Below are 25,207 nucleotides of genomic sequence, written 5' to 3' on the forward strand. Positions count from 1 at the left end.
CTCAATGCGGTCCGTCCTTGCGGCCGTCGTACATGGAAAAGCCGTTTTTCCCCTTTTTCTTGGTCTGGTACAGGGCGGCGTCGGCGTTTTGATACAGGCTGTTGAAATCCGTGCCGTCCTGCGGAGCCAGGGCCACGCCGATGCTCGCGGACATGTCCCAGCGCGCCGTGCCGTCCGTGCAGACCGTGCGCAGCGCTTCGGACAGCGCCCCGGCCCTGGCTTCGGCCCATTTCCTGTCCGGGCCGGGAGCAAAGGCCATGAACTCGTCCCCGCCGATCCGGCCGAGCACAGCCTTGTCCGTGAAATGCCGTCTGATGATCGCCGTGAAGGTTCTGATGCAATGGTCGCCGAACACATGGCCGAAGCGGTCGTTGGCCTGCTTGAAATTGTCGATATCAAGGATGAAAAAGGCATATCCGGCATCCGGTTTTTCGGAAAGCATGCCGTCGATGATGCGCTCGCCGGCCTTCCTGGTGTAAAAGCCGGTCATTTCATCCGTCACTGCCCGCCATTCGTTTTTCTTTTCCCCGTCGATATTTTTCCTGTAGGTGAACATGTGGACGGAGGCATCTTCCGCCGAATAAAAAATATGCGCGTCGATCCGCATCCAGCTGCAGGGGGTCTCGTCCCGGCGCATCATGAACTCATAGCGAAGGTGATTGTTTCCGGCCTCATATTCCCGAAGAACATTGCGGGATGCAAAGATTGCCAGAAACTCCGCCTGATGTTCCTTGAGAATATATTTCTCCGCAAGAATACGCATTCCCTGGTCATAGGGAAGACCCCCGGCGCCGTGGCGCGCGAAATATTCCTCGGTCCGCCGTCCTTCCGGGCGGTTGCCGGTGATATTGAACTCGCAGATATTGTCATACTGCTGTTCCGTGGCCTTTTGGAACAAAGCCTGCCGTTCTTCCATCAATTGCGTGATCTGCCTGTTGAAATTGCGGATGACGGTGGTGATGATGAGCAGCACGCCAAGGATGACGGCAACGAGAACCGCGCAGGTCTGATAGAGCTGGGTCTGCATTTCCCTGATCAGCAGCCCGGTGTTTTGCGCCACTATCAGATACCACGACAATTCCGGGATATAGCGGGCGACGATGAAGCTTTTTTCTCCGCTCTGGGGCGCGGAGGGCGTCCAGAGCTCCAGGCTCGAAGCATCTTCCCGCCAGTTCAGGAGTTCCCGCCGGATGTCCTCCTGATGGTGGAGCTCGAACCAGTCTTTTTTTTCATACCCGCTGTGGCTGGTGGAGATTTCGACCTCGCCGCTCTCGCTGATGAGGCTTGCCGTTACATGGTATTTTTCTTCATAGCCCCTGAGCAGTTCTTTCAGGGAATCGATGCGGATGCCGACGCCCACTATGCCGAGCACCTTGCCATCCGGATTTTTGATCTTACAATTGACGAACACCGTGATTTCATTGTCCGCGCCGCACACCTCATCGTTGTCCACGTGCAAGGCATAGTCCTGGGGGCTGTCCATCAGGCGGAAGTACCATGCGTTTTCCGGATTGTCCCTGTTCAGAATGCGGTCGATGCCCTGAAAGGTGTAATAGCGCCGCGTGGCCGTTGAGACCAGGAAGACGGAAGCAAAACCGTATTTTTCCCGGTAGGTTTCCAGGTAGTCTCGCGTGGTTTCCGTGTAGGCCTTGTCCTTCAGATGCTCCTTTTCCTCGGAGAGATGCCTGGCCAGCAGATTGTCGTGGGACATGGTCAGTGAAATGTTGACCGGCTTGGTGAACTTTGTGGTCAGCCGATAGTAGATGCCCTCGGCGGTCAGGGAGGAGACCTGTTCGATATTGTCCAGAGACGCCTGGTAATTGGCCCGATAGCTGAGTATGGCGGTCAGCGTGAATCCGATGACCAGAACCAGCGTGATGTTGAAATTGATCTTCAGCAGGCGGTCGTTTTTCAATATTTTCTTCCCTCCCGCCGCTTCCACCCGGCACTGTCGGCCGGAAAAGCGGTCCGCATCTCCATCCGGAATTCTGAACAGCAACTGCCCCTGGACCGGACCCGGCAAAGCCGGTGGGCATGTCCGCGGCCCGGCGCGGAACATCCATGCCGCGTAGCGGCGGCAGCGGGCGAGTGGACCCCTTCTCGCGATAAATTGCACAAAGCCCGGAAAATACGCGGACCATGCTCTGCCGCGCGCAGGCGCGCAAGCAGTTCATCATGTCTTCCACATCCTGATAGCACGGCGCCCGGCTGCCGTGAATCACGCGGGCACGGCTCCAATCCTGAGGAAGACACTAGGAAATGGGAAGGCCCTTACCGCGGCCTCACTTCCGCGGGTCCGGCGGCGCGGGACTGCCGACGCTTTCCGTTGCTTTTCCTCGGATGTTTTTCCGGCGTTGCGAGCAGCATGCCGCCCCCTGGCCTGGGCCGGAATTTTTCAGCTTGCGCGTTCGGCGCTGAACAGGGCGCGCAGGCGTCGTGATCATACTGTAGTTGGTTTTTGTTTGAAATTCAATGAGATATCCATGTCATCCTTTTAGGTATGAGGCTGTTTGCGGGCTACGCGCAAAAAGGATTTCCGTCTTTTTGCCGCAAATTACTTCCCTGAACGATTGTTGGCTTCCGGGCTTTGTGCTGAAAAGAACACGCTCGGAAAAACCGGCGCCGGAAGCGTCGGCGAGCCGTGCGGCGTCGGCCTCCGGGCCGGGGGCCGCGCGCCGGAGGACCGGAACACGTCCTTGCGACGCGCCGCCGCATGCGCTTGAGAATACGGCCCTGGGCGTTATCGCACGCCATAACCTGAACAAAGGCAGGAGGTTGCCATGAACAGGATGTTTTCCCTCGCAGCGGGCTTCGCGGCCGCGTTGTCCCTGATGGCGGGACCGGCTATTACGGCCCATGCCGCCGATTACAACGGTCCCAAAATCAAATTCCGGGTGGCCCATACCACGCCTCCGGGCAATCACATCACCCTGGCTTTTGAAAAGTTCAAGGAACTGGTGGAGCAGAAGAGCGGCGGCAAGATCAAAGTCCAGGTCTTCCCCAACGCCATTCTGGGCAGCGACCGCGTGCTGATGGAGGGCGCCCAGAAGGGCAGCCTGGAAATGGCCGTGAGTTCCACTCCCAATATGGCCAATTTCTCTCCTCTCTATCAGGTCTTTGACCTGCCGTACATCACCAGCCCCAAGAATCAGGAAAAGCTGTATAAAGCCATCGATTCGGGCAAGCTGGGCGAGTACTTCACAAAGGTCGCCAACAGCATCGGCCTGGAGCCGATCATGTACGCCGAATACGGCTACCGCAACTTCGTGACCATCAACCGCCCGGTGTCCAAGGTGGAAGACCTGGCCGGTCTGAAGATGCGCACCACGGATTCCGCCGTGGAAGTGGAAGTGGCCAAGATTCTGAAAATGAATCCCACGCCCGTGGCCTGGGGCGAAACCTACACGGCCCTGCAGCAGGGTACCGTGGACGGCGAGGGCAACACCTTCCCCCATATGTACGGCGCCAAGCACCACGAAGTGCTGAAGTACGCCGTGACCACGGCCCACAACTACGGCATGCAGGTCATGATGGCCAACAAGGCCTGGTGGGACAAGCTGCCCCCCGAAGCCCAGAAGGTCATCCGCGAGGCCGCTGCCGAAGCCCTGGCCTATCAGCGTGCCACGCTCTACCCCAAGAACGAGGCTGAGGCCCGCGAAGGCTTCATCAAGGCCGGCATTAAGATCGTGGATCTGACCGACGAACAGCTTGACGCCTTCCGCAAGGCCACCCGTCCGGTCTGGGACAAGTTCCAGGACAAGTTCCCGCCCGAACTGGTGGAAATGGTGCTCGAAACCCAGAAGTAAACATCCGTGCCGCCGGGTCCGGGAGCGCGGCCGCGCTTTCGGACCCGGCCCGACGGTCCTCTGATGATGTCGCCTGATTTCCTGCGTCCGCACGGCGCGGCGGAGCGGGCCTGCTCACACCAACCGGCTCTTCCGGCGATCCGGCGCGTTCTTCCCGGCTGTTTGCCGTACGGAGTATCCCATGTCCTCATCCGCCCGTAAACTTCTGCGTCTGCTTGACGCCAATCTGGAAAAACCCTTTCTGGTCGTGGGCATGCTCCTGATGATCGGGATCATCACCTACCAGACCGTCTACCGCTATTCCATCACCGAGCTGCTGGCCCTGCTGGACGGCCCCCGTTTCAGTGCCTGGCTGGGAAGTTTCCTGCCGGTGGGCAGGATCCGCGAAACCGTTTCCCACTATGTGGGCCTGTCGGTCTGGTCCGAGGAACTGTCCCGCTATATCTTCATCTGGATCTCCTATCTGGCCATTCCCCTGGCCATCCGCCAGCGCAGCAACATCCGGGTGGACATCATTTACGACCGGCTGCCGCCCCGCGTTCAGGGCCTGAGCTGGATCGTGGTGGATCTCTGTCTGCTGATCCTGAGCGCGTTCGTCTTTACGGAGGGCGTGGAACACATCAGCATGCAGCTCGCCATGCCCCAGGTGACGGCGGCCCTGCGCATTCCCTATGCCGTTCCCTATCTGATCCTGCCTCTGGGCTTCGGCCTGATGACCCTGCGCGCCCTGGAGGACCTGGTCCGCCAACTGCGGGCCTCTTCCTGGCGGGACGCGCTGGCGGGCGCGGCCTTCACGGCCCTGCTTTTCGCGCCGGTGCTGCTGTTTGACGATCTGAACGCCATTGCGCTGCTCTTCGGCTATTTCGTGGTTCTGCTGCTGATCGGCGTGCCCATCGCCTTCTCCCTGGGCATCGCGGCCCTGATGACCGTGGTGGGCGCGGGCACCCTGCCCGTGAGCTACATCGCCAGCGTGGCCTTCACCTCCATCGACAACTTCCCCATCATGGCGATCCCCTTCTTCATCGCCGCCGGGGTGTTCATGGGCGCGGGCGGCCTTTCCCGCCGCCTGCTGTCCCTGGCCGATGAACTGGTGGGCGGCCTTGCCGGCGGCATGGCCCTCGCCAGCATCGCCACCTGCATGTTCTTCGCGGCCATCAGCGGTTCCGGCCCGGCCACGGTGGCGGCCATCGGCACCCTGACCATCCCGGCCATGGTCGAGCGCGGTTACGACAAGCTCTTTGCCGCCGCCGTGGTGGCCGCAGCCGGGGCCATCGGCGTGATGATCCCGCCCAGCAATCCCTTCGTGGTTTATGGCGTGGCCGGTCAGGCCTCGGTGGGCAAGCTCTTTCTGGCGGGCATCACTCCGGGCATTCTCACCGGCCTGGCCCTGATGGCCACGGCGTATGTCATTGCCCGTAAAAACGGCTGGCGCGGCGAGGCCCGCCCCCGCAGCCTGAAGACCGTCGGCCGCGCCGTGTGGGAAGCCAAATGGGCCTTGCTGGTGCCGGTCATCGTGCTGGGCGGCATCTACGGCGGCCTGATGACCCCCACCGAAGCGGCGGCCATTGCCGCCATGTACGGCCTGCTGGTGGGCCTCTTCGTCTACAGGGAGCTGTCCCTGGCCTCGCTCTGGAAGTGCTGCGTGGAGTCGGCCCAGACCTCGGCGGTCATTATCATGCTGATGGCCATGGCGACCATTTTCGGCAATGTGATGACCCTGGAGCAGGTGCCCGAACGCATCGCGGCGGCCATCCTGGACCTGACCAGCAACAAGATCGCCATTCTGCTGCTGATCAACGTGCTGCTGCTCTGGGTGGGCACCTTCATGGAGGCCCTGGCGGCCATCGTTATTCTCACGCCCATCCTGCTGCCCCTGGTGACCAAGGTGGGTGTGGATCCCATCCATTTCGGCGTGATCATGGTGGTCAACCTGGCCATCGGTTTCGTGACGCCGCCGGTGGGCGTGAACCTCTTCGTGGCCTGCGGCATCACCAAGCAGAAGATCGAGCTGGTTTCGCGGGCGGCCGTGCCCTTTATTCTGACCATGTTGGTCATCCTGCTGCTGGTGACGTATTGGCCGAGCCTGTCGCTCTTCCTCCTGTAAGGGGTAACACTATGCCTTTTTGCCCGCCTGCTGCGTTAGATTTCACCTGCTTTTTCGGTCGAGTACCAGAAGAGTACACTCCCTCAAAGCAGATTTATCTTCCTTGCAGGCGAACAAAAATGCTATAGTGTTAACAGACCCTGGAGCGCACTACGCTTGATTCCCACTTAATGGCGGGCATCCTCATTGCCTGAAGGAGAATCCGATATGTCCGGACAGCCCGATATGCCGCATCATGCCCGCATCCTGCGCGCCGTGGCCGATCTGGCCGCTGAGGCGGAAGGAGACGGCCAGGCGCCTCTCTGCATCGCGGTCTGCGACGCGGTGGGGGATCTGCTGCACTACACGCGCATGGCCGGGGCCAAACGGCGCGGCACGCCCATCGCGTTGGCCAAGGCCTATACCGCCGCCGTGCTGGAGACGCCCACCAGTGCCCTGCACGCCCGTCTGGAGCGCGAGCATCTGAGCCTGGCGGATTTTTGCGACGGCCCCCAACACCGGCTGACCAGTCTGGCGGGCGGCGTGCCTTTGTGCCTGGAGGGCCGGACTGTGGGCGGCGTGGGCGTCAGCGGCCGCAAGCCTGCGGAGGACGAGGTGCTGGCCGGGCGGCTGGCAGCCGCGCTGCTGGGAGAGGGCAATCCAACAGCAAGAGACTGAAATCCCCCTGCACGAAAGGCGGGAAGATGTTGATCCGGGCAATGTCCCGCTTTCCATCCACGCCGGATTCCTGGCGGCGCGCATAAAAAAGGAGCCTGGAGGCCGCACGCCTCCAGGCTCCTTTACAGAGCGTTGATGTTGTCAACGCGACCAAAAATCAGAAGCAGATCACGGCTTTGCCGTGCCGTGGCCGACTGATTTTTGTGCCTTTCCGCCCGGCGAGTTTTTTCTGAAAACGAGCCGATGGCGGCGCGCATATCGCGCAAGCGGGATTCGTCATCAGTCTGAAAGAAGCCTGGAGGTCGCACGCCTCCAGGCTTCTTTTGCCGTATGCGGGCTTACAGCGCCACGGCCTGGCCGTCGCCGCGCGGGTCCGACGCTCCCTGCAGCAGGCCGTCCTCGTCGCAGAGAATGGCCCCGGCGTGGCCCATGATTTCCGTATAGTCCTCGACCATGAGCACGGGCTGGCCGCGACGGCGCAGTTCCTCGGCCACGCTTTCGGGAACGCGGCCTTCCAGCTTGAGGTCGTTGTCGGGCGCGCCCCAGCTCCGGCCCAGAAGCCAGCGCGGGGCATTGACCGCGTCCTGCGGGGCCAGGCCGAAATCCACAATGCGGGTGGTCAGGGCCGCCAGAGTCTGGGGCTGGCCCTCGCCGCCCATGCTGCCGTAGACCAGCCGGGGCCTGCCGTCCTTGAGCAGCATGGCCGGGGTCAGGGTGTGCATGGTGCGCTTGCCCGGTTCCAGGCAGTTGACGTGCGCCGGGTCCAGCGAGAAGGCGCAGCCCCGGTTCTGCAACAGAATGCCGGTGCCCGTGGCCACCATGCCCGAGCCGAATTCGTGATAAATGCTCTGGAGCATGGAAACCGCGTTGCCGGCCGCGTCCACCGCGCCCAGCCAGACCGTATCCCCGCCCGGAGCCAGGGGCGGCAGGGGGCCGGAGCTTTGTTCCAGACGGATGCGCTTGGCCTGCTCCCGGCCGTATTCCGGCGAGAGCAGCCGGTCCAGGGGAATATCCCCAAAGGCCGGGTCCGAAAGCCAGCGGTCCCGGTCCTGAAAGGCCAGGCGCACGGCTTCCACCATGGCCTGATAGTAGTCGGCGCTGCCTTCGCCCAGCGCGGCCAGATCCAGATTGTTGCAGATGTTCAGAATCTCCAGCGCGGCCATGCCCTGACTGTTGGGCGGCGCGCTGCAGGCCGTCAGGTCGCGGTAGGGCACGCGCAGGGGTTCGGCCCAGTCGGCCTGGTGATCGTCCATGTCTCCCACGGTCAGCAGGCCGCTGTGCAGCATCATGCTGTCCGCAATAGCGCGGGCAATCGAGCCGTGGTAGAATTCGTCCGCGCCGTGTTGGGCCAGACGGGCCAGGCTGTCGGCCAGATCGGGCTGGCGCAGGGTCTCGCCCAGGGTGTAGGGACGGCCGTTTTCCTTGCAGAAAACGTCCAGAAAGGCCGGGAACTGATGCAGGCCGCGCCCCGCGCCCTGCCCGCTGGTGTCCACCGCCAGCCAGTGGGCCAGGGAATGACCCACGGGAAAGCCGTCTTCCGCGTAGCCGCGCGCCGGGTCCAGCAGCTCCGCCCAGGACAGGGGCGAACCCATGCTTGTCTTGCTCAGTTTGAAGGCCTCATCCCAGCCGGACACCGCGCCGGGCACGGTGCAGGCCGCCATATAGCCGCGCGCGGGCACGGCTTTGAATCCCCTGGCCGCGTAAAATTCCGGACTGGCCGAGGCGGCCGCCCGGCCGCTGGCGTTCAGGGCTTTGAGTTCGCCGCGCGCGGCGTCGTAAATCAGCCAGAAACTGTCGCCGCCCAGCCCGCACATGTGCGGGTAGACCACGGACAGCACGGCTGAAGCGGCAATGGCCGCGTCCACCGCCGTGCCGCCCCGGCGCAGGGCGTCCAGCCCAGCCTGGGAAGCCAGATAGTGGGGCGTGCTGACCATGCCTTTACGCCCCAGAGGATTGATGCCGGAGGGAATTGTGGCGGAGTAGCGGACGGTGGTGTTCATGCGCACCTCAGGCGGTCTTGCGCCGCGTTTTACGCCTTCTGGTGGGCCGGAGGCCCTCGAAGGACGATTTTTCAACCATTGCGGCCGGTTGTGAAGATATCCCGTTTCTATAGCTCATCCGTCCGGCTCAGTAAAGGCGTTGACCCGCATCTCCGGGCCGGTGCGTTGCGCGGGCGCCCGCTGTCCGTTACGACGGCATTCCGGTTCAGGACTGAGCCCCGCCGTCCGGGGCCGGGGACCGCCGCAGCCACTGTGGACCGAGCATGACCACGGCCACGGAAAGGCAGACCAGAGCCACGCCGCACCAGACCGTCAGGGTGGAGGCTTCCTCAAAGACCAGGATGCCCACCAGCACGGCGGTGAGCGGTTCCGTGGCGCCCAGCACCGAGGCCAGGGTGGAGCCGATGCGCTGCACGGCCAGAACCAGGGCCAGATTGGAAATGACGGCCGTCACCAGGGCCTGGAGACAGATTTGTTCCACCTGCCAGCGGCTTTCCAGCCATTGCAGGTTGTCCGTGACCAGGGCGTTGCCCAGCGAGGTCAGGGTGCTGAAGAGCAACAGCCAGAAGGGATGATCAGGCCGTCTTTGCAGCGCAGGCGCGCGGCAAAGATGCCGGTGATGTAGAGCGCGTTGCACAGGGCCGAGAGCAGGGCCAGAAGCAGCCCCGTATCCGTGATGCCCCTGTTGTCCGGGGAGGCGTTGCCCAGCAGAAAGACTCCACCCAGGGCCAGGAGCACGCCCAGCGCGGTGGATGGGGAAAAGCGCTCGCCGAAGAAGAACACCATGAAAAGCATGACTATGACCGGATAGAGAAAATGGATGGTGGCCGCAACGCCGCTGGGCAGATAGGCGAAACTCCAGAAAAAGGTCAGGGCCGCCAGCATGTACATGAGGCTCACCCCGGCCAGCTTGGCGATGTCGCTGCGGCAGGGCGGGAGAAGACGGCGGCGGGGCAGGAGGATGAGAGCCATGATGACGGTGGCCGTCAGAAAACGGTAGAACAGCACGGATTGCGGGCTGAGGCCGCTGCGCATCAGCGGGATGCTGAAAAAGGGCGTCAGGCCGAAGGTGGCCGCAGCCAGCAGGCTGTAGAAAAAACCCATGTAGTCTCCCGTCGTTTTGCCGTCGGGGGCTTGGCAAGCATGTTTTCGGAGGTGGGGGAAGAAAGGGGGCTCCTCGTCGGTGCGGCAGCGGAGCGCCGCCGACGTGCGGACGCATATGAGCTGTTGTCCCGTGGCTCTTGTCGCACGGGGCGGCATTCCAGCGGGGCAGGGCCTCTGGCGTCAGGGATGTGAACGCAGCCAGCCCCTTGGGCAATAGCCCGGAAAATTTTCGGCTGTCAATGAGCGTTATGAGCAGTGCCGGAGACTGATTCCCCCAAAAGCAAAGCCCGCCGTGGTTTTGCGAACCTCGGCGGGCTTTGGCGGAATGTGCATTGGTGGCCCACCACCTCTTGAATAATATATCTAATTTATTGATATAAAATGAAATATAATTTAAATGGAAAATAGTTGCCCCCAAAGTTGCCCCTTTTTTCTTTCGTTGCCCTACTGTGCGGGGTTACTCTCTTTTTATGATCCTGACCCCGTCCCCTCCCCCGCGCCGCCTACCTCGAAGATAGGCGGCGCATGTGCAGGCTTGGGCGGGATCATATTGACGCCCTCAAAGAGAGAGCCGTCCGTGGCTGATATCGTCTATCGTCTGCTCGACGACTGACGCGGGCCATGCGATAACCGTTTTAGTAACGTGTACGGGAGGGGGGATGATCCCAGCCTTTTTAGCGTCGTAAAACTTGGTTTTTTTGATGCCCAGCCTCGCCATAAATTCCGCCGCGCGGATAAGACGTTTTTCGGTTTTACCTTGATCATCCATTTTATCCTCCATATAAATCGAAGCGGCCACACCGGGGCTTGTGCCCAGCATGGCCGCGATGTCTTTGCGTCGTAACAGGTGATCGGTCATGCGGCATCCCTCCTGCGGTAGCGGTCCAGCATGCCGGGGTTCTGGTTCAGCTCACGGTCAAAAGCCGCAATCACGTCCACGTGATACGCGTTAACGCCATCGGGGTATTCAGGCGCGGCGAGCTTCTCCACAGAGTACCCAAGATCCAGCGACAAGCGTTTGAGCGCTTTGCCGACCATGGAATACATGCCCTTGCTGGGAATGAACACGTCCCGCAGCCAGGGAATGGCTTTGACGGCCTTGTAGCGCTTGCCGCGCCCCAATTCGTCTTCAAGTGCGCTGACCTTGCGTGCGGCAGCGGAAGCCGTTGCCATGGCCGTGGCCGTCTTTTTGTCGCTGATCCAGGCTTTGGTCCTGAGGGCTTCGTCCCTCTGGGATTCTGCGATTTGGCGCTGCTCGAACTGCTCGGCCCAGGCCCTGGCGGCCAGGGCGGGATTCTGGAAGTTTGGCAGACCGGGGACATTGTTTCTGAGCCGTTCCTCCATCTCGTTGAAGCGGGCGATGTAGGCCTTCTTCACCCGCATGGCTTCCGGCCCGGTGTAGCTCATGACAAGGAGGATAAAACCGTCCTTGCTCATGACGTACATGGGAATTTCCTTATTCTGTTCAGACAGATAGGAGGAGCGCTCAAAATTCAGCGCTCCGAATCCGTCGCTGTCTTCATCCAAAATTTTACGTACGTCTGCCAGCACGTTCTTATGTTCTTTTCCGAACGCATCCGCTACCTGGAGACTGGTGACGGCGGGGATTTCCTTGCCGTTGACTTCTTTCAGCGCGATTCCAATGTTCATTATATCTCCTTCGGCGTCTACGCCGCCTCCTCATAGATTCGTGTCCCTTCCTCATCCATGCCCGGATCCAGCTCCCGAAGCCGTTCGGCCAGTGTGTTGACCGTCTGGCGTAGGTATCTCCACTGAGGGCACCGGGCATAGACCGGACAGGTGTTGCAAACGTCCTCAATAAAAGTGAGGGCCGCCCAGATCAGAGCGGCCCAGCGACGGAAGCGCGTCTCGTCGTCCATGTTCTCGGTGATCATGTACCCTTCGAGGACGCGGAATTTCTTGTCCAAATCGCGCTTGGCCCCTGCGGACAGCGGCTTTTTTCTGGTCTGCCGGGCGCAGGCCGCGATCCACCGGCTGATCTTGTCCAGCTGACGCTTGAGGGCTATTCCGCAATTCGCAGCTGGCCGGAAGACTTCGAGGCAAGCCTGGGTGGCTGTCAAGGCCAAGACGGCGCGCGTGTGCTGGACGCCGGGATTGGGGTAGGTGGGCGCGTAGGTCATGATACGAGTTCCTCCGGCCTGAGGAGGGGGCCAGCCCACCAGCCCATAATGCTGGCTACCGGCTGCATTTCCGTGTACCCGTGTATGTGCATGATGCCTTTTGGACCAAACGGCACAACCTCAACTGGGCGGGAAGGACTGGACTCTTCATAAAGCCAGTACCACCCCGGCACCGTCGGCGGCTCCTTCGTCCACACCAGACTTTGGTCGCGGCGCTCGGGGCAGCCCGACGCAGTCGGCGTCGTTGGGGGTGATGCGCGGGAGCGGGGAAGGGCGTTCCATGCGGCATGTGCTTCGTCGCTGGCTTTCGTTCGTGGCCCTTGCATCCCGCAGACATTACATATGATGGAGTACTTCCAGCCCAAGGATGGATCGAAACATTTGGCGGGATAATCATTACCGCAGTACGGGCATGGTTTCAATTCTTCTGGCATTTCTAATCCTCCACACGCTTAAAAGTGATGACCCATACCCACGGGTTTACGTCCCAGCCAAAACCGCGCTGAGCATAAATAGAATTCCACAGGGCCTCAAATGCTTGCAAAGGGGAATCATAGCGCCATTCCTGACTCGCGCCCATTGTCCATGTGGCGCTTGCCGGTCCATCACCGACGCGGCTGACCTCATATGCGCCCTCGGCAATTGCATCGTCGTTTGTCATCTTCTTCAGCCGCCCCACGCGGATATCGGTAATCTCCAGGGTGATGCGGGACAGGATGCGGGGCATGTGGATGGAGGGCGTCCAGCGCTGTTTTTTGCCTTCGCTGTCCACTTTGGCGAGAGTAAGCCCGTCAGCCTTGTAAAGGGCTTTGGGCGATGGCCATCCTTCTTCCGGGTAGTATTTGTAAAAAGTTTCCTTGACCCACAAGCGGTCGCCTGGTTGCCCGAGTGGGCAGGGGGGCACATGATTCCCTCTCAATCTAGTGGGAGGCGCAACCGTCCGCATCACCGGCCGCCGCGTCTGCGTCTTCCGACCGCCAAGGATAGCCTGAACCATGTCGCTGTTGAACAGGATGGGGCGCTCTTTCATACTTCCTCCACAGTGCAGGGCTCGATCTCTTCTCCGCTGACGTGCATAATGCGGAAACCACTTTTTGTGTTTTTGAGATCGATTCTCACGGCGTAGCAGTACGACAGCGTGTACGTGTCTTCTCGGGTGCCAGGGACAACGCGCGCCTCAACACGCATGACTGTCCCATGTTCCCATCTGGTATTTTTATAGCGCGTGTTCAGCACGTACACCTCGTCGTTAGGTAAGACTTTAGGCGGGGAAGCATAGAATTTACGCGTTTTCTTCATTCCATGCTCCAGCGTTCTTTATCTCTTTAATTCTTATGCGGGCACAGATAGCGCAGTTATCAGAACTTTCCACGTCCATCTCATATCCCTCAGAAGGTTTTTTGAGCAGCATGTACTTATTGCATAACGATTGCTTATTGCGGAAGTAATGCCACTTCCGAGAGTTGCGCAGCCATGTCCAGCCCTCCGTAAGATTATTCATCAGCGCTCTCCACAGCTCTGCGGGCGGCTTCGCGCATGAATTTTGGGGACACTCTGCGGCCCATCCATTCACAGTTTGCGGCGGCTTGCGCGAGCCAGTCTATTTCTTTCTCCAGCCGTCCCGCCCTGATATTTGCCGGATGTTTGGGGCACACATTGTCATGCGCGGTTGCTTCTTCCGCTCTGGTGAAGCTGGCATTGCAGTGCACGCATGTCGCGCGAATCTGAGACGTGACGCTTTTAGAATCTCCCGTGATTCCTTCTGCCAGCCCCGTGATTAGTGTCTTGGCGATCTCTGCAAGGCGGAGTTCATTGACATGCAACGCATTCTCCAAACCCTCTTTCAGCCTTTCGTTCTCTTCCCGCAGCCGCAGCAGTTCGTCGATGGTAGCGATGACCACATCTGGGGAGTTGGCGGCGATGTGCCCTATGCATTCCAGGCTGAGTTCTGTGTCTATGAGGTAGGGGGTCAAATCATGTTGACACGAATTCTCGCACAACGCGATCTCAGCTACCGTTTTGCGGGTTAGTAGGGCCTCTGTGGAAAAGTCAGGGTTGGTCATGGCGGTCCTCCGTGGCGGCGTGGGCGGTATCAAGCCACCTCATTTCCCATGTAGGATGACAAGGGCCGATTGGCTGCGCTTCGCCGTCAAGCTGAATCCAGATATATGGCCCGTCTGTTCCAACTACCTGACCGCGTCGCCCTTGATACTCAACAGGAGCATGCTTCTTCAGGGGAATCCGATACTGTCTGCGGAGGCTCTCAACATCGTGGGGATTCCATTTGGGCTTTCTCATTGCGCCACCTCCTTCATTTCTGCATCCATTTCTGCTTCCACCGCAAGGCGGCCAGCTCTAAGCGAGCACCATCTGCAAACCTGTATTGCTTTTTCTTCGGGGAAGTCTTTTTCGTATGACTCCCCCCAGATATCCCAGGCGCATTTAACCGGCTCGCTAGGTGGTGGACAGAAGGGTTCCCCACCTGCCATCTTTTCCGCCACTCGCGCCTCGAACTCGGCAGCGTCCTTCCATTGTTCAATTGCGCCTCGCATGGTTGTTCCCTATGTGATTGTGAATGGCAGGCCCCGGATTCGCACCGGGCATAAGACGGGATGCAGCTTAACCGTCCTAAACGCTGCAACGTTATCGCGGTTCGCCCGCGCCGCGCCTGCCGTAAAGCCGGGCTACAACGCCGCCCGGCATGGCTGCTTACATGTTTGGCGGGGCTACAGGCCTAAGGCAATCCATCGGAAGTTCAACACTCCCACCTTGCCTGTATCCACATTTACCACCATATGATCGACAGCCAGTTCAGGTACGCCAATATCTGCGTTTCCATCGGCGTTCAGGAACGTAGCCACCGCAGTGAAGGCTCGCTGGGCAAATTGCTTTTCGAACGGTACTGACACCATGCCCATCTTATTGCCGGTGTAGCATCCCCATTGCAGGATCAGGCCATTGGGAAATTTGACCCATCCGTTGTCTTCGAGCTTTTGTTCCAATCGCCTGAAGGGAGATCACCGCCCAGGGCACTGGTGTCCACCGCCAGGCCAAAGCCTTTGATGGGAAGCATGGAGTAGCTCCGGCAGGGATGGTCCTGATTTTCGGGCATCTTTATCTCCTGTGGGTTAAAAAGTCCGGCTCCCGCCGTGTGACTTGACGCGGCGGGAGCTCAAAAGGGATTCTGCGGAGAAACTCTACACACCCATAACCCAGCGCCCGTCCATGGCATAGGCCACCAGCGGAAAGAATTGCGCACGGATGGATTTGATGTTGTGGGTCCGGATGTGGTAGGTCACACCCGCAAGCAGGGGGACAAAAAGACCTTGGCGAACTGTTGTGCAGGTCCGTACATTTTGGATTATATCATTATCGGCAATGGATAGGCCCTTGGAAATGGAGATGACTCCTTCATTCGGGCTCGGACCAGAAAGTCCCAAAACAGAGAGATACCCATCATATTTCGGGGTGTAAGGGGTATAGAGATCCTCCTGGGTCTCGGCAATGGCAATGTCCTGAACCGGGATGGCACGGGACGTGTCCGGCATGGCCGCATGCGCGATTTGGGCAAAGCTGAGCATGCCGGTATACGGGATGCCGGGCATGGCACATGCGCAGTTTATCATGGAAGGTTGCTGATTCATTTCTGTCTCCTAATGCTATATGGTTTGCCGTTTAGCGCTTCTGTGGGCCGATACGGGCCATGATACATGACTTCTGTTCCTCCCGGCGGGTCGGAGAGGGAAGGCTAGAGCCTCGCCGGTGCCTCCACGGCCGCGGGAGCGGGAAATGATTACGCGATGACGCTCAGACCAGGAACTTCCTTTTCCATAAAGGCCTTCACATTTTTCATGGCCTCACCACGCCAAGCTCCGCCATCAGCTTCGACCAGCATGAATTCCATTTCGTCCTCGTGCCGAACGCGGAACACAAAACGGCTGGCGGGCTGTTCCACTTCCGTGAAGGTGCGGAAAGGCCGCAAGGTGACGGGATTCGGCAGCACGGAATTTTCCACGCTGGCAATGCCTTTTTTGATAGTGACGGCCTGACTCACCCCATCGTCGGAAATCCCGGCTTCGGCGGTGGTCTTGATATTGGAGACATATTTCAGCACAAGCCCTTTGTCAGTTGTCTGCAAGGCGTCGTCCGGATCCACAAAGCAGGCTTGCAAAGCGATATTGAAGGCTTCGGCGTCGGTCCAACTGTTGAAGGGAAGCTTGATTTGATCCAGTTCTGCCCTGATATAGATTTTGCGGTCATCGAAGTCTCCCAAAAGAGCGGACTGTACGGAAACCGCATGCGGGGATTCCACATGGCAAAGGAGTTTATCAAGGGCCAAGCCATCCACATTGTTTTTCAGATAGTCCACCAGAGCCGTGAGAGTTTTAACCTCAATCGTGTCGGGCGTCGGAGTACGCACGGACCAGAGTTCCGAGTCCGAATACTGGCGACCATTGACCTCAATGATAGTGGGGGCAGCATCACCACGGATAGCCTTATACAGTTCTTTGAGCATGATAAAAATTCTCCCTTTTTAAGATTAGTTCCCGGCACTGGCTGTTTTGCCGTCGGGGAAGCGGGTGATCTTGCCCGGCAGGGCCGACTCCACATTGGGCAAGATATTCTGCATGGGGTCTTCGCCGCTGGTCATTTCGGAAGCGCCGATTTCTCCTGTCTTGGGGTTCATGCCGATGTAGATGCCTGTTTCAATCGGCGTGGGGGCGCAGAGAGTGGAAGAAGTCGCCACGGACACCTCGGCCATGTTGCGCTGCTCGTTGGGCTTGATGGTCATTTTCATCGTGACCGTGCGTGCCTTTTTGGCCGGAGTGTTGGGATCGGTAATGTTTGCAATGGCCTTGCTAATTTCGTCCTGAATACGCTCGACAAGAGCGCCGCCGGACAAGGTGGACACGTTCAGTTCAATCATGGGTTCCTCCAGATTTTAGGTGAAAAGAAAGCCGCCCGGAGGCGGCAATATCGCTATATGGTATTTTGCCCGCCTTTCGCGGGCGGGCGCGGGCTGAGGGGATGGAGAGGGGATTTATCGTGCCAGGCAGCCGTCACGTTCAGGGCAGTGGAAACAGTCTTCATTTTCTACCGGGTCGCCATTCTTGCGCGGGCAGGCGTATTGCTTGACGTCGGCGGCCGTCTTGGCGGCCTTCGCGCCTTGCAGCTTGTCCTTGAGCTTGGCGGCTGTTTCAGTGCTCGCGGCGTCGGGCTTGTCGTCATCGTGCTGCACGTAGTCGCTCCACTTCGCCTCACCGCCTTTGATAGCTGCGTAGACGGTCTGTAAATCATCAATCTGCGCCGGACTGGCCTTGTCAACGGGGCAGCCGAGGTATTGCGAGAGATCTTCCGGGGTCACGCGCACGGCGGCGAACAGATCACAAACCTTGCGAATACGCTCTTGCGGATCAGCCACGTCGCCGCGCCGGGCGGCCCTCGCCACCTCAAGGGCCTCGTCGATGATGTCTTGGGGGATCAGGCGCAATCCTTCATTACGCACCACCTTGGAGACTGCGGCCGCCTCCTTGATGGCAAGCTCTTCGTCGGTGGCAACCACGATATAGACAGTGTCGCCGTAGGAATTTTTGCGCTGGCCCACTACCTCACGGCCCTTATTGTCCCTGCGCTCAACAGTTTTTGTAATGGAAACGACCTTTCCGAAACTGGAGTTTGTTTCGAGGTCCAGCACCTGAATGCGCACCTTGCGGAAGGTATCGTTTTCAAAGGTGGTGGTCGTATCCACGCGGATATTTCCCCACTGCTGAATTGCCAGTTCCGCGAACCGGATCGAGGGGCCTTTGATATACTGCTGTTGGCCTTGGCGGTTTTTACCCACTGGCTTGGAATATTCCACTGTTCCCGCGAACGCCGGGCGCTTGCAGGCGTCCAGAATACGCTGGCGGGCCTGCATATAGTTGCGGGGGCGGTGCATGGCCATCGTATAGGCGGCCTGCACCAGAGCCTTTGCCTCTTCTGCGGCGGCCACGGCGGCCGGATCAATCAGCGCCGGAACCGGGCCGCCCGGGACAACCGGGGCGCTGTCCATGATTTCAGGTGATAAAGCACTCATGCTGCCTGCTCCTTTCGGCTGTCCCGCACACGCGGAACGCCGTTTTTGTCGATGCTTACGGACACGTCGTTTCCTTTGACTCTGGCCTTGCCGGAGTCCAGCGCCAAGCGCACAAGGCGCTCACGGCACTGCCCTTCATAGGCTTCGGCCTCCGTGAAAATTGTTTTTGCTTCCCGCCACGTATTGGCTGCCTCCGTCCATTCCGGGGGATCCATGACGCACAGCCGCGGCTCAAGGGGCGGGAGGTGGATGACTTTTGCAGGACCGGCAGCCGGTGGAATGCCGGTCAGCACATGCTTGGTCCAGAAGTTGCGGGCAATGTCCCACATGAGGCTTATAATGGCGTCGTCGCGCTCGATGCGGACAATCAGCAGGCGGAAGGCATCGGCGTTCCAGGCGCAAAAATCAGCCCATTTGAGGCCGGTAACGCCCATGTAATGCTGCATCTGCACCTGATAGTTCGCCGGAACGCCTTCGTCTTCCAGCGCGTAGAACTTCCTGGCTCGTGGGGCTTTAATTTCGAGAATACCGGGGGGCCGGGGAAGTCCGTTTTCATCAGGGCCGGGGGTCACAAGGCCGTCGATGTTGGCGATAGCCCATGTCTCCAGCAGATGCCGTTGCAGGCCCGGAGTCTGCACCTCGAAGCCTGTTTCCTGCCGGTACAGATCGCGGATGATCGGCTCAAGGAAGTTGCCGCGCTGCATGTCGGGCGTCGGCTCCTTGTCGGCGGCCCCGTAAACCTTGGCTTGCCAAACGCCGTAAGGAGTGCCGCCGTATGGGCAGATGCCGAGCAGTGACGGCATGTCTGAGCCGCCGATGCCGGAGCGGCGAAGTTCGAGCCATTCCATCCTGGTCATGTCATTGCCTCCGTCCGTCGCTGTACGGACTCTTGGGAGCCGTGTCCGCCCCGCTGCGCCGCTGATTGTTGTACAGGCGGCATGCCCAGCAAAGAGACATTCCGGGGATTGCCTCGGCATTTTTACAGCGGACGCAGATCCCGGCGCTGCGCAAGGCCTGATACCGCTCGCGCATGTATGCGGCGTTCCTTGCACGTGCCGTCAGCCTGTCCGCCCTATCGTAAACAGCGTAACGCATGCCGCGACCTCGCTTCATTCCACAGGCGTAACACCTGGGCCACACTGGTTCCCTGAAAAGCCCTGCGCGCCCCATCTGGCATAGGCAGCACGCCGATCACGCGACGGCACCTGAAGCTGAAATGAGTGATTACGGCCATGTCACAGCCTCCAAAAAGTTGAAGGCCGCCAGCACCAGAACAGTGCCAACGGCCCAAAGCCAGCCGCGCCAGTTGCGGCACGGTGATATTTCGGCCCACATCACGCGGCCTCGCGAGCGGGCGGGGTCATGGTCGCCGGGCAGAAGATGCCTTCGTTTTCGTCTTCCGCTGTCCTGGATTCGTCTTCCGTGACAGGCTCCAACGCCGGGGCGCACTGGCGGGTTGTGATCGTGTAATAGCCATTGTCGCTCATGCGGGCGGCGAATGATTCTGCCTGCGGCCAAGTGGGGAAAGAGCGGAAAGACTTCTCATCGCCGTGCTCATACAGCACGTAGTAATCATAGGGCATGTTCGCCTCCATTGGTTAAAATTTCATCAATCCCGCCCCCGACCGGAGTCCGGGGCGGTATGATGAAGGCAGCATGGGCTGCCGGGTTGGGGGGGGCAAAAGAAAAGGCCGGAAATCCGATGCCCCCGGCCTTGATTGGCTTAACGATTCAAAAAATATTTATTCTCCTGGGAGCCGTAAGTTTTCGGTTCGGATACACCTACAAGGGTGCCGTCTCGTAACTTCCAGAGATTTCTGTATCCTCCCAAGTCGTCGTATCTCCCTTGCGGGTAGGGGTTCACGTCAAGCGGGCCTATCACCTCAAAAAATTCTTTCTTACTTACTTCTTTCAGCATGTTTTCCCCTTGCGATCTTCATGGCGTTCTCCTAGTAAGTTTCGCTCCATTCCCACCATCTTGCTGGTGTCTGCAAAATGGTGGTCAGAAACAAAATTTATTGTTGATCTCGGTTTCACGGCCTGGTCATCGTGCCCTTGGCCGTGCGGCGCTCTCGTCGCCATCGCCCGCCGCCTTTCGGCCTGCACTCTCATAGAGCGCCATTTTTGCGGGTGCCCCTTCCTGCCGGGCCAGCTTTCTTTTCCGATCCTTCCGCCTCCCTGAGCTTCTCTCGCGGTTTCCTACTGATCCACGTCCTCCGTATAGGGCTCCGCGTCGTTCGGGCCTCTGGAATCCTGCTCCAGGCGGTCGCCTCCGGGTCAGGGCTTTCGTGCTACTCTGGGCCGTGGCCCGTGTTCGCCGCTCTTCCTCGTTGGCAAAGCCAATGTCTCTAATTAGAAACAAACTGTCAAGCCAAAAGTTGATTATTTTATACAATTGAAATATAAAAAAATCGCCTCAAAGAGATTTTGAGGCGAAAAAAATCGGTTGTCGTGAATCTCTTGATATAAAAAATCACGCCGGGAATTTCGGCGTGATGACGGCCCAGTGAACGGGCATAAAAAAGCCCCTCGGGAGAGGGGCGTAGTGAGCGGGGGGAAGTGGTTGAGCTTTTGTTGTGATGTAGGTAAGTAAAACTTAACATGAGGAGATTAACATGTATCAAGTTCGTGATAAAAATACACAGCTCTCAGCACAAGAAATAGAGGCTATTAAGGTAACACAGGAAATTATTAAAAGGATGGCTGATAACTCGCAGAAAATAAAAAATTATTTTCTAGTTGCGTGTGTTATTTTTTTTGCATTGCTAGGCCGTGGCGTAGTGTGCCTAGGCTTACATACTTATCTTGCGTTTTGTATCCTCACCCTAACATTTTGGATCATGGATGCAAAATACCTTCGCCTAGAACGTCAATTTCGGGAGCATCATAAAGCTATTGTTTTGGGGACAAAACCGTACCTTGATGATTGGGATTTTAACCCAAGCGGTTATCAAGTCCCTTCTACGATAAGAACTATGTTTACCTTTTCGCAGCTACTCTATCCGGCAATGATAATTATCCTGTTTTTGATTGCGTGAAACTACTGTAAGCCCCGACTTTGCCGGGGCTTACTATTGGGGGTACGCTATCTTCGTGCCCTTTGGCATGCATCCTCAATCCAAAACTTTATATTTTCTATACCATTATCATTAATCCAGGAATACTTCATAATTGTGTAGTTGAGGGGTGATGGCGTGGAGGTATAGAACCCATGTGCAATATATGGGTCCATTCCACCAGCACTCGGTATCCCATAGCGATTATTCATCCCTTCCAGTCCGACAACAATTCTTCCCATGCCTCGTTCACGCGCCTGCTCTATTTCATACTTTACCCATTTGCTCTGATAGGTTTTTTCTCCAACAAATACGACAAGGCATGAACATCCATTCATATTATCATCAATCCATTTTTTTATGAGAATATCACTTCTTTTGACTTCCTCATTGGGAACATTCTTCATAAATCCCATATTTTCTCTGCCTAGGATATGAGGAAGATTGATTATTTGATTGACGCGCCAAACATCTTCATCCCAATCATAGGAAGGAAACACCTTACGAAATAAAGGACAATTTTGTCCTAACAATGCGTTAATTCCATATGGCATATTATGATACCCCCCTGAAAAGAAACCAGCGGCCTACTTCTCCCGCATGTCCGTCCAGGCCCAGATGGCGCGGCTGCTACACCACTCGGCCGAACCAGCGGACACGGCCATAAACACGGAACGTATTGAAGTCATCCCCCTGTACATCAATATCCGGACGTTCTTTGTTTTCAGAACAAAGCCGCCACCCATTGGGGATTTTGGCAAGGCGCTTGACCATCAGGGCATCGTTCAACCCTACTACAAAGATATACCCATCGCGCAACTCTTTCCCTTTTTCGGATTCGTCCACTAAAATGGTGTCCCCCTCCCGAATTAAGGGCTCCATCGAATCGCCCGCTACGCACATCAGGACGCATTTTTCAGGGTGGATATGTTCCCGCTCAAGAAAGCTCTCGCGGAAGGCATACTGTCCCGTCACCTTGCCTGATGTGACAAGACTTTCACCTGCACCAGCTATCGCTCTGACTTTGGGAATCATGGCATAGCCCTGGAGTTTTTCGTCTGGTGGGGTGATCGTAAATCCCATACGGACGAGCCATTCCACCAATGCGTCTCCCTGTGGGATGCTCTGTCCCCCCAGGAATTTATAAAATTTTGATTTTTCATTTTCTGGGTCAGCCGTCGCGAGGCGCATAAGGTCAGCCTTGTTGCCTCCCATCCGCTCCAACAATTCCCCTACCTGCTTCTTGAGAATGTCGTAACTTTCCATAGATTTTACTTAACCTTCTGTCTCGAAAAGTAAACTTGATAAAAAGCGCCTATTAACTTGACCTATCGTATTTAATTAGAGACAATAAGTGTCATGAGATATACAAATTTGATCTGTTCCTACCTGAGAGAATCTGGCGAATCTTGGAATGCCTTTGCATGTCGCGCGGGGGTTTCGCGCGCCGCGCTTTATAAGACGCTGAAGGGGAAACAGAATCCTCGGATAGACAGCGTTGAAAAACTGCTTTCGGCTGCCGGGTATGAACTTATGGCTGTCCCAGCCCCCCCCACCACGCCATCAGGGTCTTCCACGTCGGAAGAGGCCTCGCATGGATAGACTATTATCATTCGCCAGGTTGCGACGGTTGGGTAGGCACATGGAAAAGGAAGCTGTGACTGCCATGCTCTGGGCTTTGGGCGTCTTCTCCCTGCTCCTCGTCTTCTGGTGGCTGAAAGGGGATGACTGATGCCGGACCTTGTGCCGTTGACCTTCAAGGCCGATGACGACCTCAATCGGTATATTCTCCAGGAGATGGGCCACCATGATCTTAACCGCTCTGATTTTGTGCGCCAGTGCATTCGAGTCGCGGCTCCATTGCTGCGGGAATGCCCGACGCTGATTAGCTTTGATGACAAAAGAATAGCCGAAGTCATGAGTAAGGTCGGTAAGATAGTAGTAATACTAGATGGAATCTAGAATGCGCCCCCCTGAAGTGATGGCCTACTGCTACCCTCAAATCAAACTCACAGCCATGCCGGAGACGCCTTCACATCCCGCCGGATGGGTGAAAGTGGAGGCCCCGCCGTGCTTTCAGGGGCTGGAGGCGGTGCAGGTGTTTGTGCGGGCTTATGAGCAAGAAATTTGGGAAGAGTTGTTAAAAAAGGCTCTGGGGAAAAATTGATGCGTCGCATACTGTCGCTGTGTGATTATTCCGGTGTATGGAGCCAACCATATGCCGATGCAGGGTACGAAGTGATCCGCATCGATATTCAGACAGACGGCAGTGACGTGCGCCTGCTGGAACGAATGAACAATGTGCATGGCATCCTGGCCGCACCTCCCTGTACCTGCTTTGCTTCGTCCGGTGCACGGTGGACACGGACAGATGCGGACATGGTTGAGGCGCTATCAGTGGTTGATGCCTGTATCCGTCTGACCTGGGTACACCGGGCGACCCTCCGCTGGTGGGCACTGGAAAACCCGGTGGGAAAGCTGGCGCGGTATCTGGGCAGGCCCAAAATGTATTTCAACCCCTGCGACTACGGTGATCCATACACCAAGCGCACATGCCTGTGGGGTACATTCACGCCGCCCATGCCGTTGCTCCTCGGTGAAGACAGGCGCGTCAAGCCCATACGGGTAAATTCTCAGGGGTCTTGGATGCAGTCGCTTTCTGGCCGAGGGAAAAACACCAAGAACTTGCGAAGCAAGACGCCTCCCCAATTCGCCCGGGCATTTTTTGAGGTGAATCCGTGAACGTAAAAAGCCCGGTGGGGAAGCCGGGCTCCGGCACATGCCGGTAAAATCAAAATAACGGGTGGGAAATAGCTGTGGAACGCGGATATGTCAAATTATGGCGAAAGACGCTGGACAGCGGGTTGCTTGAAAACGGCCCGGCTTGGCAGCTCTTCGGCTATCTCCTGCTCAATGCGGCGCACAGACCACATCGCAAGATTGTAGGCGGTGTAGTCTTCGACCTACAACCGGGACAGGTTGCCTTCAGCCGCGCGAAAGCCGCCGCAAAACTGGACCTCAGTGAGCGCCAAATTCGTACCGCATTTTTACTGCTCGAAAAGCTCGAAATTTTGACCAGCAGGGCGACCAACAAATGCACCATCGTTTCTCTTGTAAATTGGCATAGATACAACAGAGAGCGACCAGCAGGCGACCAACAGAATGACCAGCCGATAGACCAGCAGGCGACCAGCACCCGACCAGCAGGCGACCAGCAGACTCCGCCGGTCAGCTTAGATACAAGAATTAAAGAATTTAAGAATAATAATATATATACCGCATCCGCACCGCAGCAACCTCAGCCCGCACCGCCTGACGGCGGCGCGGAGCACACGCCTTCAACGGCTTCACGGTCACGGCAAAAAGAAAATGCCAAACATGAACCAGATGGGCAGTACATCCTGACTCGCAAAGGGTTTCGCCTGACTGACAAGCGCCTTTTGGCGTTCAATGGCTTTTGGGAGGCCTTTGCCTATAAGCGCGGCAAGGCCGAAGCCGCGGATGCATGGCTGGGAATCCCACAGCTCACGGATTCGCTTGTGGCCCGTATTTGCGACGCTGCACGGCAGGAGGCCGCAAATCGCCCGCAGGTCGAGGCGCGCGGCGGGACGCCTAAGTGGGCGCAAGGCTGGCTTACAGCCAGGCGATGGGAAGACTATGTGCCGGATGAGTCGCCGCCGACAGCCAGGGCCAGGGCAGACCCCATTCCGGAGGAACTCACCCCGGAAGAGTGGGAAAAGGCCACGGAGGCACGGCGAAGGCTTGAGGCAAGTCGGCGGCAAAAGGAAGAAAAAGCTTTGGCGGGAAGAGGAATTGAAATATGCGCACAGTAGCAAGAACCGATGACAACCAACGCGACATTGTGGCGGCCTTGCGCCGGGCGGGGTGCTCTGTGCTCATCCTTTCCGGAGTCGGCAGGGGATGCCCTGATATCGCCGTAGGCCTGCGGGGAGTGACGTACATGTTGGAAATCAAGGACGGCAAGAAGGCCCCCAGCGACCGGGGGCTGACACCGGATCAAAAAGACTGGCATACAAAATGGCGCGGTCATGCGGCGGTGGTTCAGAGTGTGGACGATGCACTCAGGGCCGTAGGGCTGACACGATGACCAAAAAGCGCGGCAGGCCAAAGCTGTTTCCATGCTGCCCGGAGTGCGGCGAAGATACGCTATCCCTCACAGGTACGCGGCTCCAGGGACATGTCATCAACAGGTGGTGTGTATGCTCTATCTGCGGTGCTCATAACCGATGGATTCAAGCAGGC

At 57.9% G+C, this 25,207-nt stretch carries 32 protein-coding genes; 10 read left to right on the plus strand and 22 right to left on the minus strand.

Annotation, left to right across the window (positions count from 1 at the left end; genetic code table 11):
- Position 1 precedes the first annotated feature (1 nt).
- Positions 2 to 1,915, minus strand: a complete 1,914-nt coding sequence (locus HMPREF0326_RS06200) for a sensor domain-containing diguanylate cyclase (RefSeq protein ID WP_020990311.1) — start codon at positions 1,913 to 1,915, stop codon at positions 2 to 4.
- 865 nt (positions 1,916 to 2,780) lie between these two features.
- On the opposite strand from HMPREF0326_RS06200, the gene HMPREF0326_RS06205 reads away from it, so the two are divergent.
- The 3 genes from HMPREF0326_RS06205 to HMPREF0326_RS06215 all read left to right on the plus strand — a co-directional run bounded on the left by HMPREF0326_RS06205 (position 2,781) and on the right by HMPREF0326_RS06215 (position 6,567).
- Positions 2,781 to 3,806 (plus strand): TRAP transporter substrate-binding protein, encoded by a 1,026-nt coding sequence (locus HMPREF0326_RS06205; protein ID WP_009303456.1) that lies wholly within the window; start codon positions 2,781 to 2,783, stop codon positions 3,804 to 3,806.
- A gap of 181 nt (positions 3,807 to 3,987) precedes the next feature.
- Complete coding sequence (locus tag HMPREF0326_RS06210; RefSeq protein WP_008686271.1) at positions 3,988 to 5,910, plus strand: TRAP transporter large permease; 1,923 nt, start codon at positions 3,988 to 3,990, stop codon at positions 5,908 to 5,910.
- A 207-nt stretch (positions 5,911 to 6,117) separates the two neighbouring features.
- Entirely contained in the window at positions 6,118 to 6,567 is a 450-nt protein-coding gene (locus HMPREF0326_RS06215; RefSeq protein WP_020990312.1) for a GlcG/HbpS family heme-binding protein, read from the plus strand.
- A gap of 338 nt (positions 6,568 to 6,905) precedes the next feature.
- On the opposite strand, the gene ggt is transcribed toward HMPREF0326_RS06215, so the two are convergent.
- The 19 genes from ggt to HMPREF0326_RS16685 form a co-directional block, all read right to left on the minus strand.
- Positions 6,906 to 8,567, minus strand: a complete 1,662-nt coding sequence (gene ggt, locus HMPREF0326_RS06220; protein ID WP_008686269.1) for a gamma-glutamyltransferase — start codon at positions 8,565 to 8,567, stop codon at positions 6,906 to 6,908.
- A gap of 205 nt (positions 8,568 to 8,772) precedes the next feature.
- Positions 8,773 to 9,126, minus strand: coding sequence for an EamA family transporter (locus tag HMPREF0326_RS17355; RefSeq protein WP_020990313.1), 354 nt, complete (start codon positions 9,124 to 9,126; stop codon positions 8,773 to 8,775).
- Positions 9,108 to 9,671, minus strand: a complete 564-nt coding sequence (locus tag HMPREF0326_RS17360; protein WP_020990314.1) for an EamA family transporter — start codon at positions 9,669 to 9,671, stop codon at positions 9,108 to 9,110. Before HMPREF0326_RS17360 ends, HMPREF0326_RS17355 begins: the two co-directional genes overlap by 19 nt.
- Positions 9,672 to 10,230: 559 nt before the next feature.
- Positions 10,231 to 10,530: a helix-turn-helix transcriptional regulator gene (locus HMPREF0326_RS06230; RefSeq protein ID WP_008686266.1), complete on the minus strand. Its 300-nt coding sequence runs from the start codon at positions 10,528 to 10,530 to the stop codon at positions 10,231 to 10,233.
- A complete protein-coding gene (locus tag HMPREF0326_RS06235; RefSeq protein WP_008686265.1) occupies positions 10,527 to 11,321 on the minus strand; it encodes a Rha family transcriptional regulator in 795 nt (264 codons plus the stop codon). Before HMPREF0326_RS06235 ends, HMPREF0326_RS06230 begins: the two co-directional genes overlap by 4 nt.
- Before the next feature lie 17 nt (positions 11,322 to 11,338).
- Positions 11,339 to 11,812, minus strand: a complete 474-nt coding sequence (locus tag HMPREF0326_RS06240) for a hypothetical protein (protein WP_008686264.1) — start codon at positions 11,810 to 11,812, stop codon at positions 11,339 to 11,341.
- Positions 11,813 to 11,959: 147 nt separating this feature from the next.
- Positions 11,960 to 12,094, minus strand: coding sequence for a hypothetical protein (locus HMPREF0326_RS17485; RefSeq protein ID WP_269545619.1), 135 nt, complete (start codon positions 12,092 to 12,094; stop codon positions 11,960 to 11,962).
- A gap of 154 nt (positions 12,095 to 12,248) precedes the next feature.
- The gene (locus tag HMPREF0326_RS06245; protein ID WP_020990315.1) at positions 12,249 to 12,842 is read right to left on the minus strand and encodes a hypothetical protein; all 594 of its coding nucleotides are present in this window, start codon (positions 12,840 to 12,842) and stop codon (positions 12,249 to 12,251) included.
- Positions 12,839 to 13,111 carry a hypothetical protein gene (locus HMPREF0326_RS06250; protein ID WP_008686260.1) on the minus strand — a complete coding sequence of 91 codons (273 nt, stop codon included), beginning with the start codon at positions 13,109 to 13,111 and terminating at the stop codon, positions 12,839 to 12,841. The genes HMPREF0326_RS06245 and HMPREF0326_RS06250 overlap by 4 nt, the downstream gene beginning before the upstream one ends.
- Before the next feature lie 194 nt (positions 13,112 to 13,305).
- On the minus strand, positions 13,306 to 13,875 hold the full coding sequence (locus HMPREF0326_RS06255; RefSeq protein ID WP_008686258.1) for a hypothetical protein: 570 nt from the start codon (positions 13,873 to 13,875) through the stop codon (positions 13,306 to 13,308).
- 231 nt (positions 13,876 to 14,106) lie between these two features.
- A complete protein-coding gene (locus HMPREF0326_RS06265) occupies positions 14,107 to 14,364 on the minus strand; it encodes a hypothetical protein (protein WP_035072813.1) in 258 nt (85 codons plus the stop codon).
- Positions 14,365 to 14,538: 174 nt separating this feature from the next.
- Complete coding sequence (locus HMPREF0326_RS06270; RefSeq protein WP_008686257.1) at positions 14,539 to 14,814, minus strand: gp53-like domain-containing protein; 276 nt, start codon at positions 14,812 to 14,814, stop codon at positions 14,539 to 14,541.
- A 195-nt stretch (positions 14,815 to 15,009) separates the two neighbouring features.
- Positions 15,010 to 15,456, minus strand: a complete 447-nt coding sequence (locus HMPREF0326_RS06275) for a hypothetical protein (protein WP_020990318.1) — start codon at positions 15,454 to 15,456, stop codon at positions 15,010 to 15,012.
- A 149-nt stretch (positions 15,457 to 15,605) separates the two neighbouring features.
- Positions 15,606 to 16,328 (minus strand): hypothetical protein, encoded by a 723-nt coding sequence (locus HMPREF0326_RS06280; protein ID WP_008686255.1) that lies wholly within the window; start codon positions 16,326 to 16,328, stop codon positions 15,606 to 15,608.
- Between the two features lie 24 nt (positions 16,329 to 16,352).
- Complete coding sequence (locus HMPREF0326_RS06285; protein ID WP_008686254.1) at positions 16,353 to 16,739, minus strand: hypothetical protein; 387 nt, start codon at positions 16,737 to 16,739, stop codon at positions 16,353 to 16,355.
- A gap of 114 nt (positions 16,740 to 16,853) precedes the next feature.
- Positions 16,854 to 17,888: a hypothetical protein gene (locus tag HMPREF0326_RS06290; protein WP_008686253.1), complete on the minus strand. Its 1,035-nt coding sequence runs from the start codon at positions 17,886 to 17,888 to the stop codon at positions 16,854 to 16,856.
- Positions 17,885 to 18,745, minus strand: a complete 861-nt coding sequence (locus HMPREF0326_RS06295) for a YqaJ viral recombinase family nuclease (RefSeq protein ID WP_020990319.1) — start codon at positions 18,743 to 18,745, stop codon at positions 17,885 to 17,887. Before HMPREF0326_RS06295 ends, HMPREF0326_RS06290 begins: the two co-directional genes overlap by 4 nt.
- 477 nt (positions 18,746 to 19,222) lie before the next feature.
- Positions 19,223 to 19,471 (minus strand): hypothetical protein, encoded by a 249-nt coding sequence (locus tag HMPREF0326_RS06300; RefSeq protein ID WP_020990323.1) that lies wholly within the window; start codon positions 19,469 to 19,471, stop codon positions 19,223 to 19,225.
- A gap of 140 nt (positions 19,472 to 19,611) precedes the next feature.
- Complete coding sequence (locus tag HMPREF0326_RS16685; RefSeq protein ID WP_020990324.1) at positions 19,612 to 19,806, minus strand: hypothetical protein; 195 nt, start codon at positions 19,804 to 19,806, stop codon at positions 19,612 to 19,614.
- 697 nt (positions 19,807 to 20,503) lie between these two features.
- Here HMPREF0326_RS16685 and HMPREF0326_RS06305 point away from each other — a divergent pair.
- Entirely contained in the window at positions 20,504 to 20,926 is a 423-nt protein-coding gene (locus HMPREF0326_RS06305; protein ID WP_035072826.1) for a hypothetical protein, read from the plus strand.
- Positions 20,927 to 20,973: 47 nt separating this feature from the next.
- Here the strand turns inward: HMPREF0326_RS06305 and HMPREF0326_RS15915 are convergent, their stop codons facing one another.
- The gene (locus HMPREF0326_RS15915; protein ID WP_020990325.1) at positions 20,974 to 21,498 is read right to left on the minus strand and encodes a TIR domain-containing protein; all 525 of its coding nucleotides are present in this window, start codon (positions 21,496 to 21,498) and stop codon (positions 20,974 to 20,976) included.
- A gap of 76 nt (positions 21,499 to 21,574) precedes the next feature.
- The gene (locus HMPREF0326_RS06310; RefSeq protein WP_008686248.1) at positions 21,575 to 22,210 is read right to left on the minus strand and encodes a S24 family peptidase; all 636 of its coding nucleotides are present in this window, start codon (positions 22,208 to 22,210) and stop codon (positions 21,575 to 21,577) included.
- Between the two features lie 93 nt (positions 22,211 to 22,303).
- On the opposite strand from HMPREF0326_RS06310, the gene HMPREF0326_RS17580 reads away from it, so the two are divergent.
- The 6 genes from HMPREF0326_RS17580 (at position 22,304) to HMPREF0326_RS17365 (ending at position 25,052) form a co-directional block, all read left to right on the plus strand.
- Complete coding sequence (locus HMPREF0326_RS17580) at positions 22,304 to 22,546, plus strand: hypothetical protein (RefSeq protein WP_008686247.1); 243 nt, start codon at positions 22,304 to 22,306, stop codon at positions 22,544 to 22,546.
- Between the two features lie 129 nt (positions 22,547 to 22,675).
- On the plus strand, positions 22,676 to 22,906 hold the full coding sequence (locus HMPREF0326_RS06315) for a hypothetical protein (RefSeq protein ID WP_008686246.1): 231 nt from the start codon (positions 22,676 to 22,678) through the stop codon (positions 22,904 to 22,906).
- A gap of 1 nt (position 22,907) precedes the next feature.
- Positions 22,908 to 23,111: a hypothetical protein gene (locus tag HMPREF0326_RS06320; protein ID WP_020990327.1), complete on the plus strand. Its 204-nt coding sequence runs from the start codon at positions 22,908 to 22,910 to the stop codon at positions 23,109 to 23,111.
- Complete coding sequence (locus HMPREF0326_RS15510) at positions 23,111 to 23,686, plus strand: hypothetical protein (RefSeq protein WP_008686244.1); 576 nt, start codon at positions 23,111 to 23,113, stop codon at positions 23,684 to 23,686. The genes HMPREF0326_RS06320 and HMPREF0326_RS15510 overlap by 1 nt, the downstream gene beginning before the upstream one ends.
- A 74-nt stretch (positions 23,687 to 23,760) precedes the next feature.
- Positions 23,761 to 24,777 (plus strand): hypothetical protein, encoded by a 1,017-nt coding sequence (locus HMPREF0326_RS15515; RefSeq protein ID WP_020990328.1) that lies wholly within the window; start codon positions 23,761 to 23,763, stop codon positions 24,775 to 24,777.
- A gap of 128 nt (positions 24,778 to 24,905) precedes the next feature.
- Positions 24,906 to 25,052 (plus strand): hypothetical protein, encoded by a 147-nt coding sequence (locus HMPREF0326_RS17365; RefSeq protein WP_232224911.1) that lies wholly within the window; start codon positions 24,906 to 24,908, stop codon positions 25,050 to 25,052.
- Positions 25,053 to 25,207: the final 155 nt, after the last annotated feature.

Source organism: Desulfovibrio sp. 3_1_syn3 (assembly GCF_000145315.2).
GTDB lineage: Bacteria > Desulfobacterota > Desulfovibrionia > Desulfovibrionales > Desulfovibrionaceae > Desulfovibrio > Desulfovibrio fairfieldensis.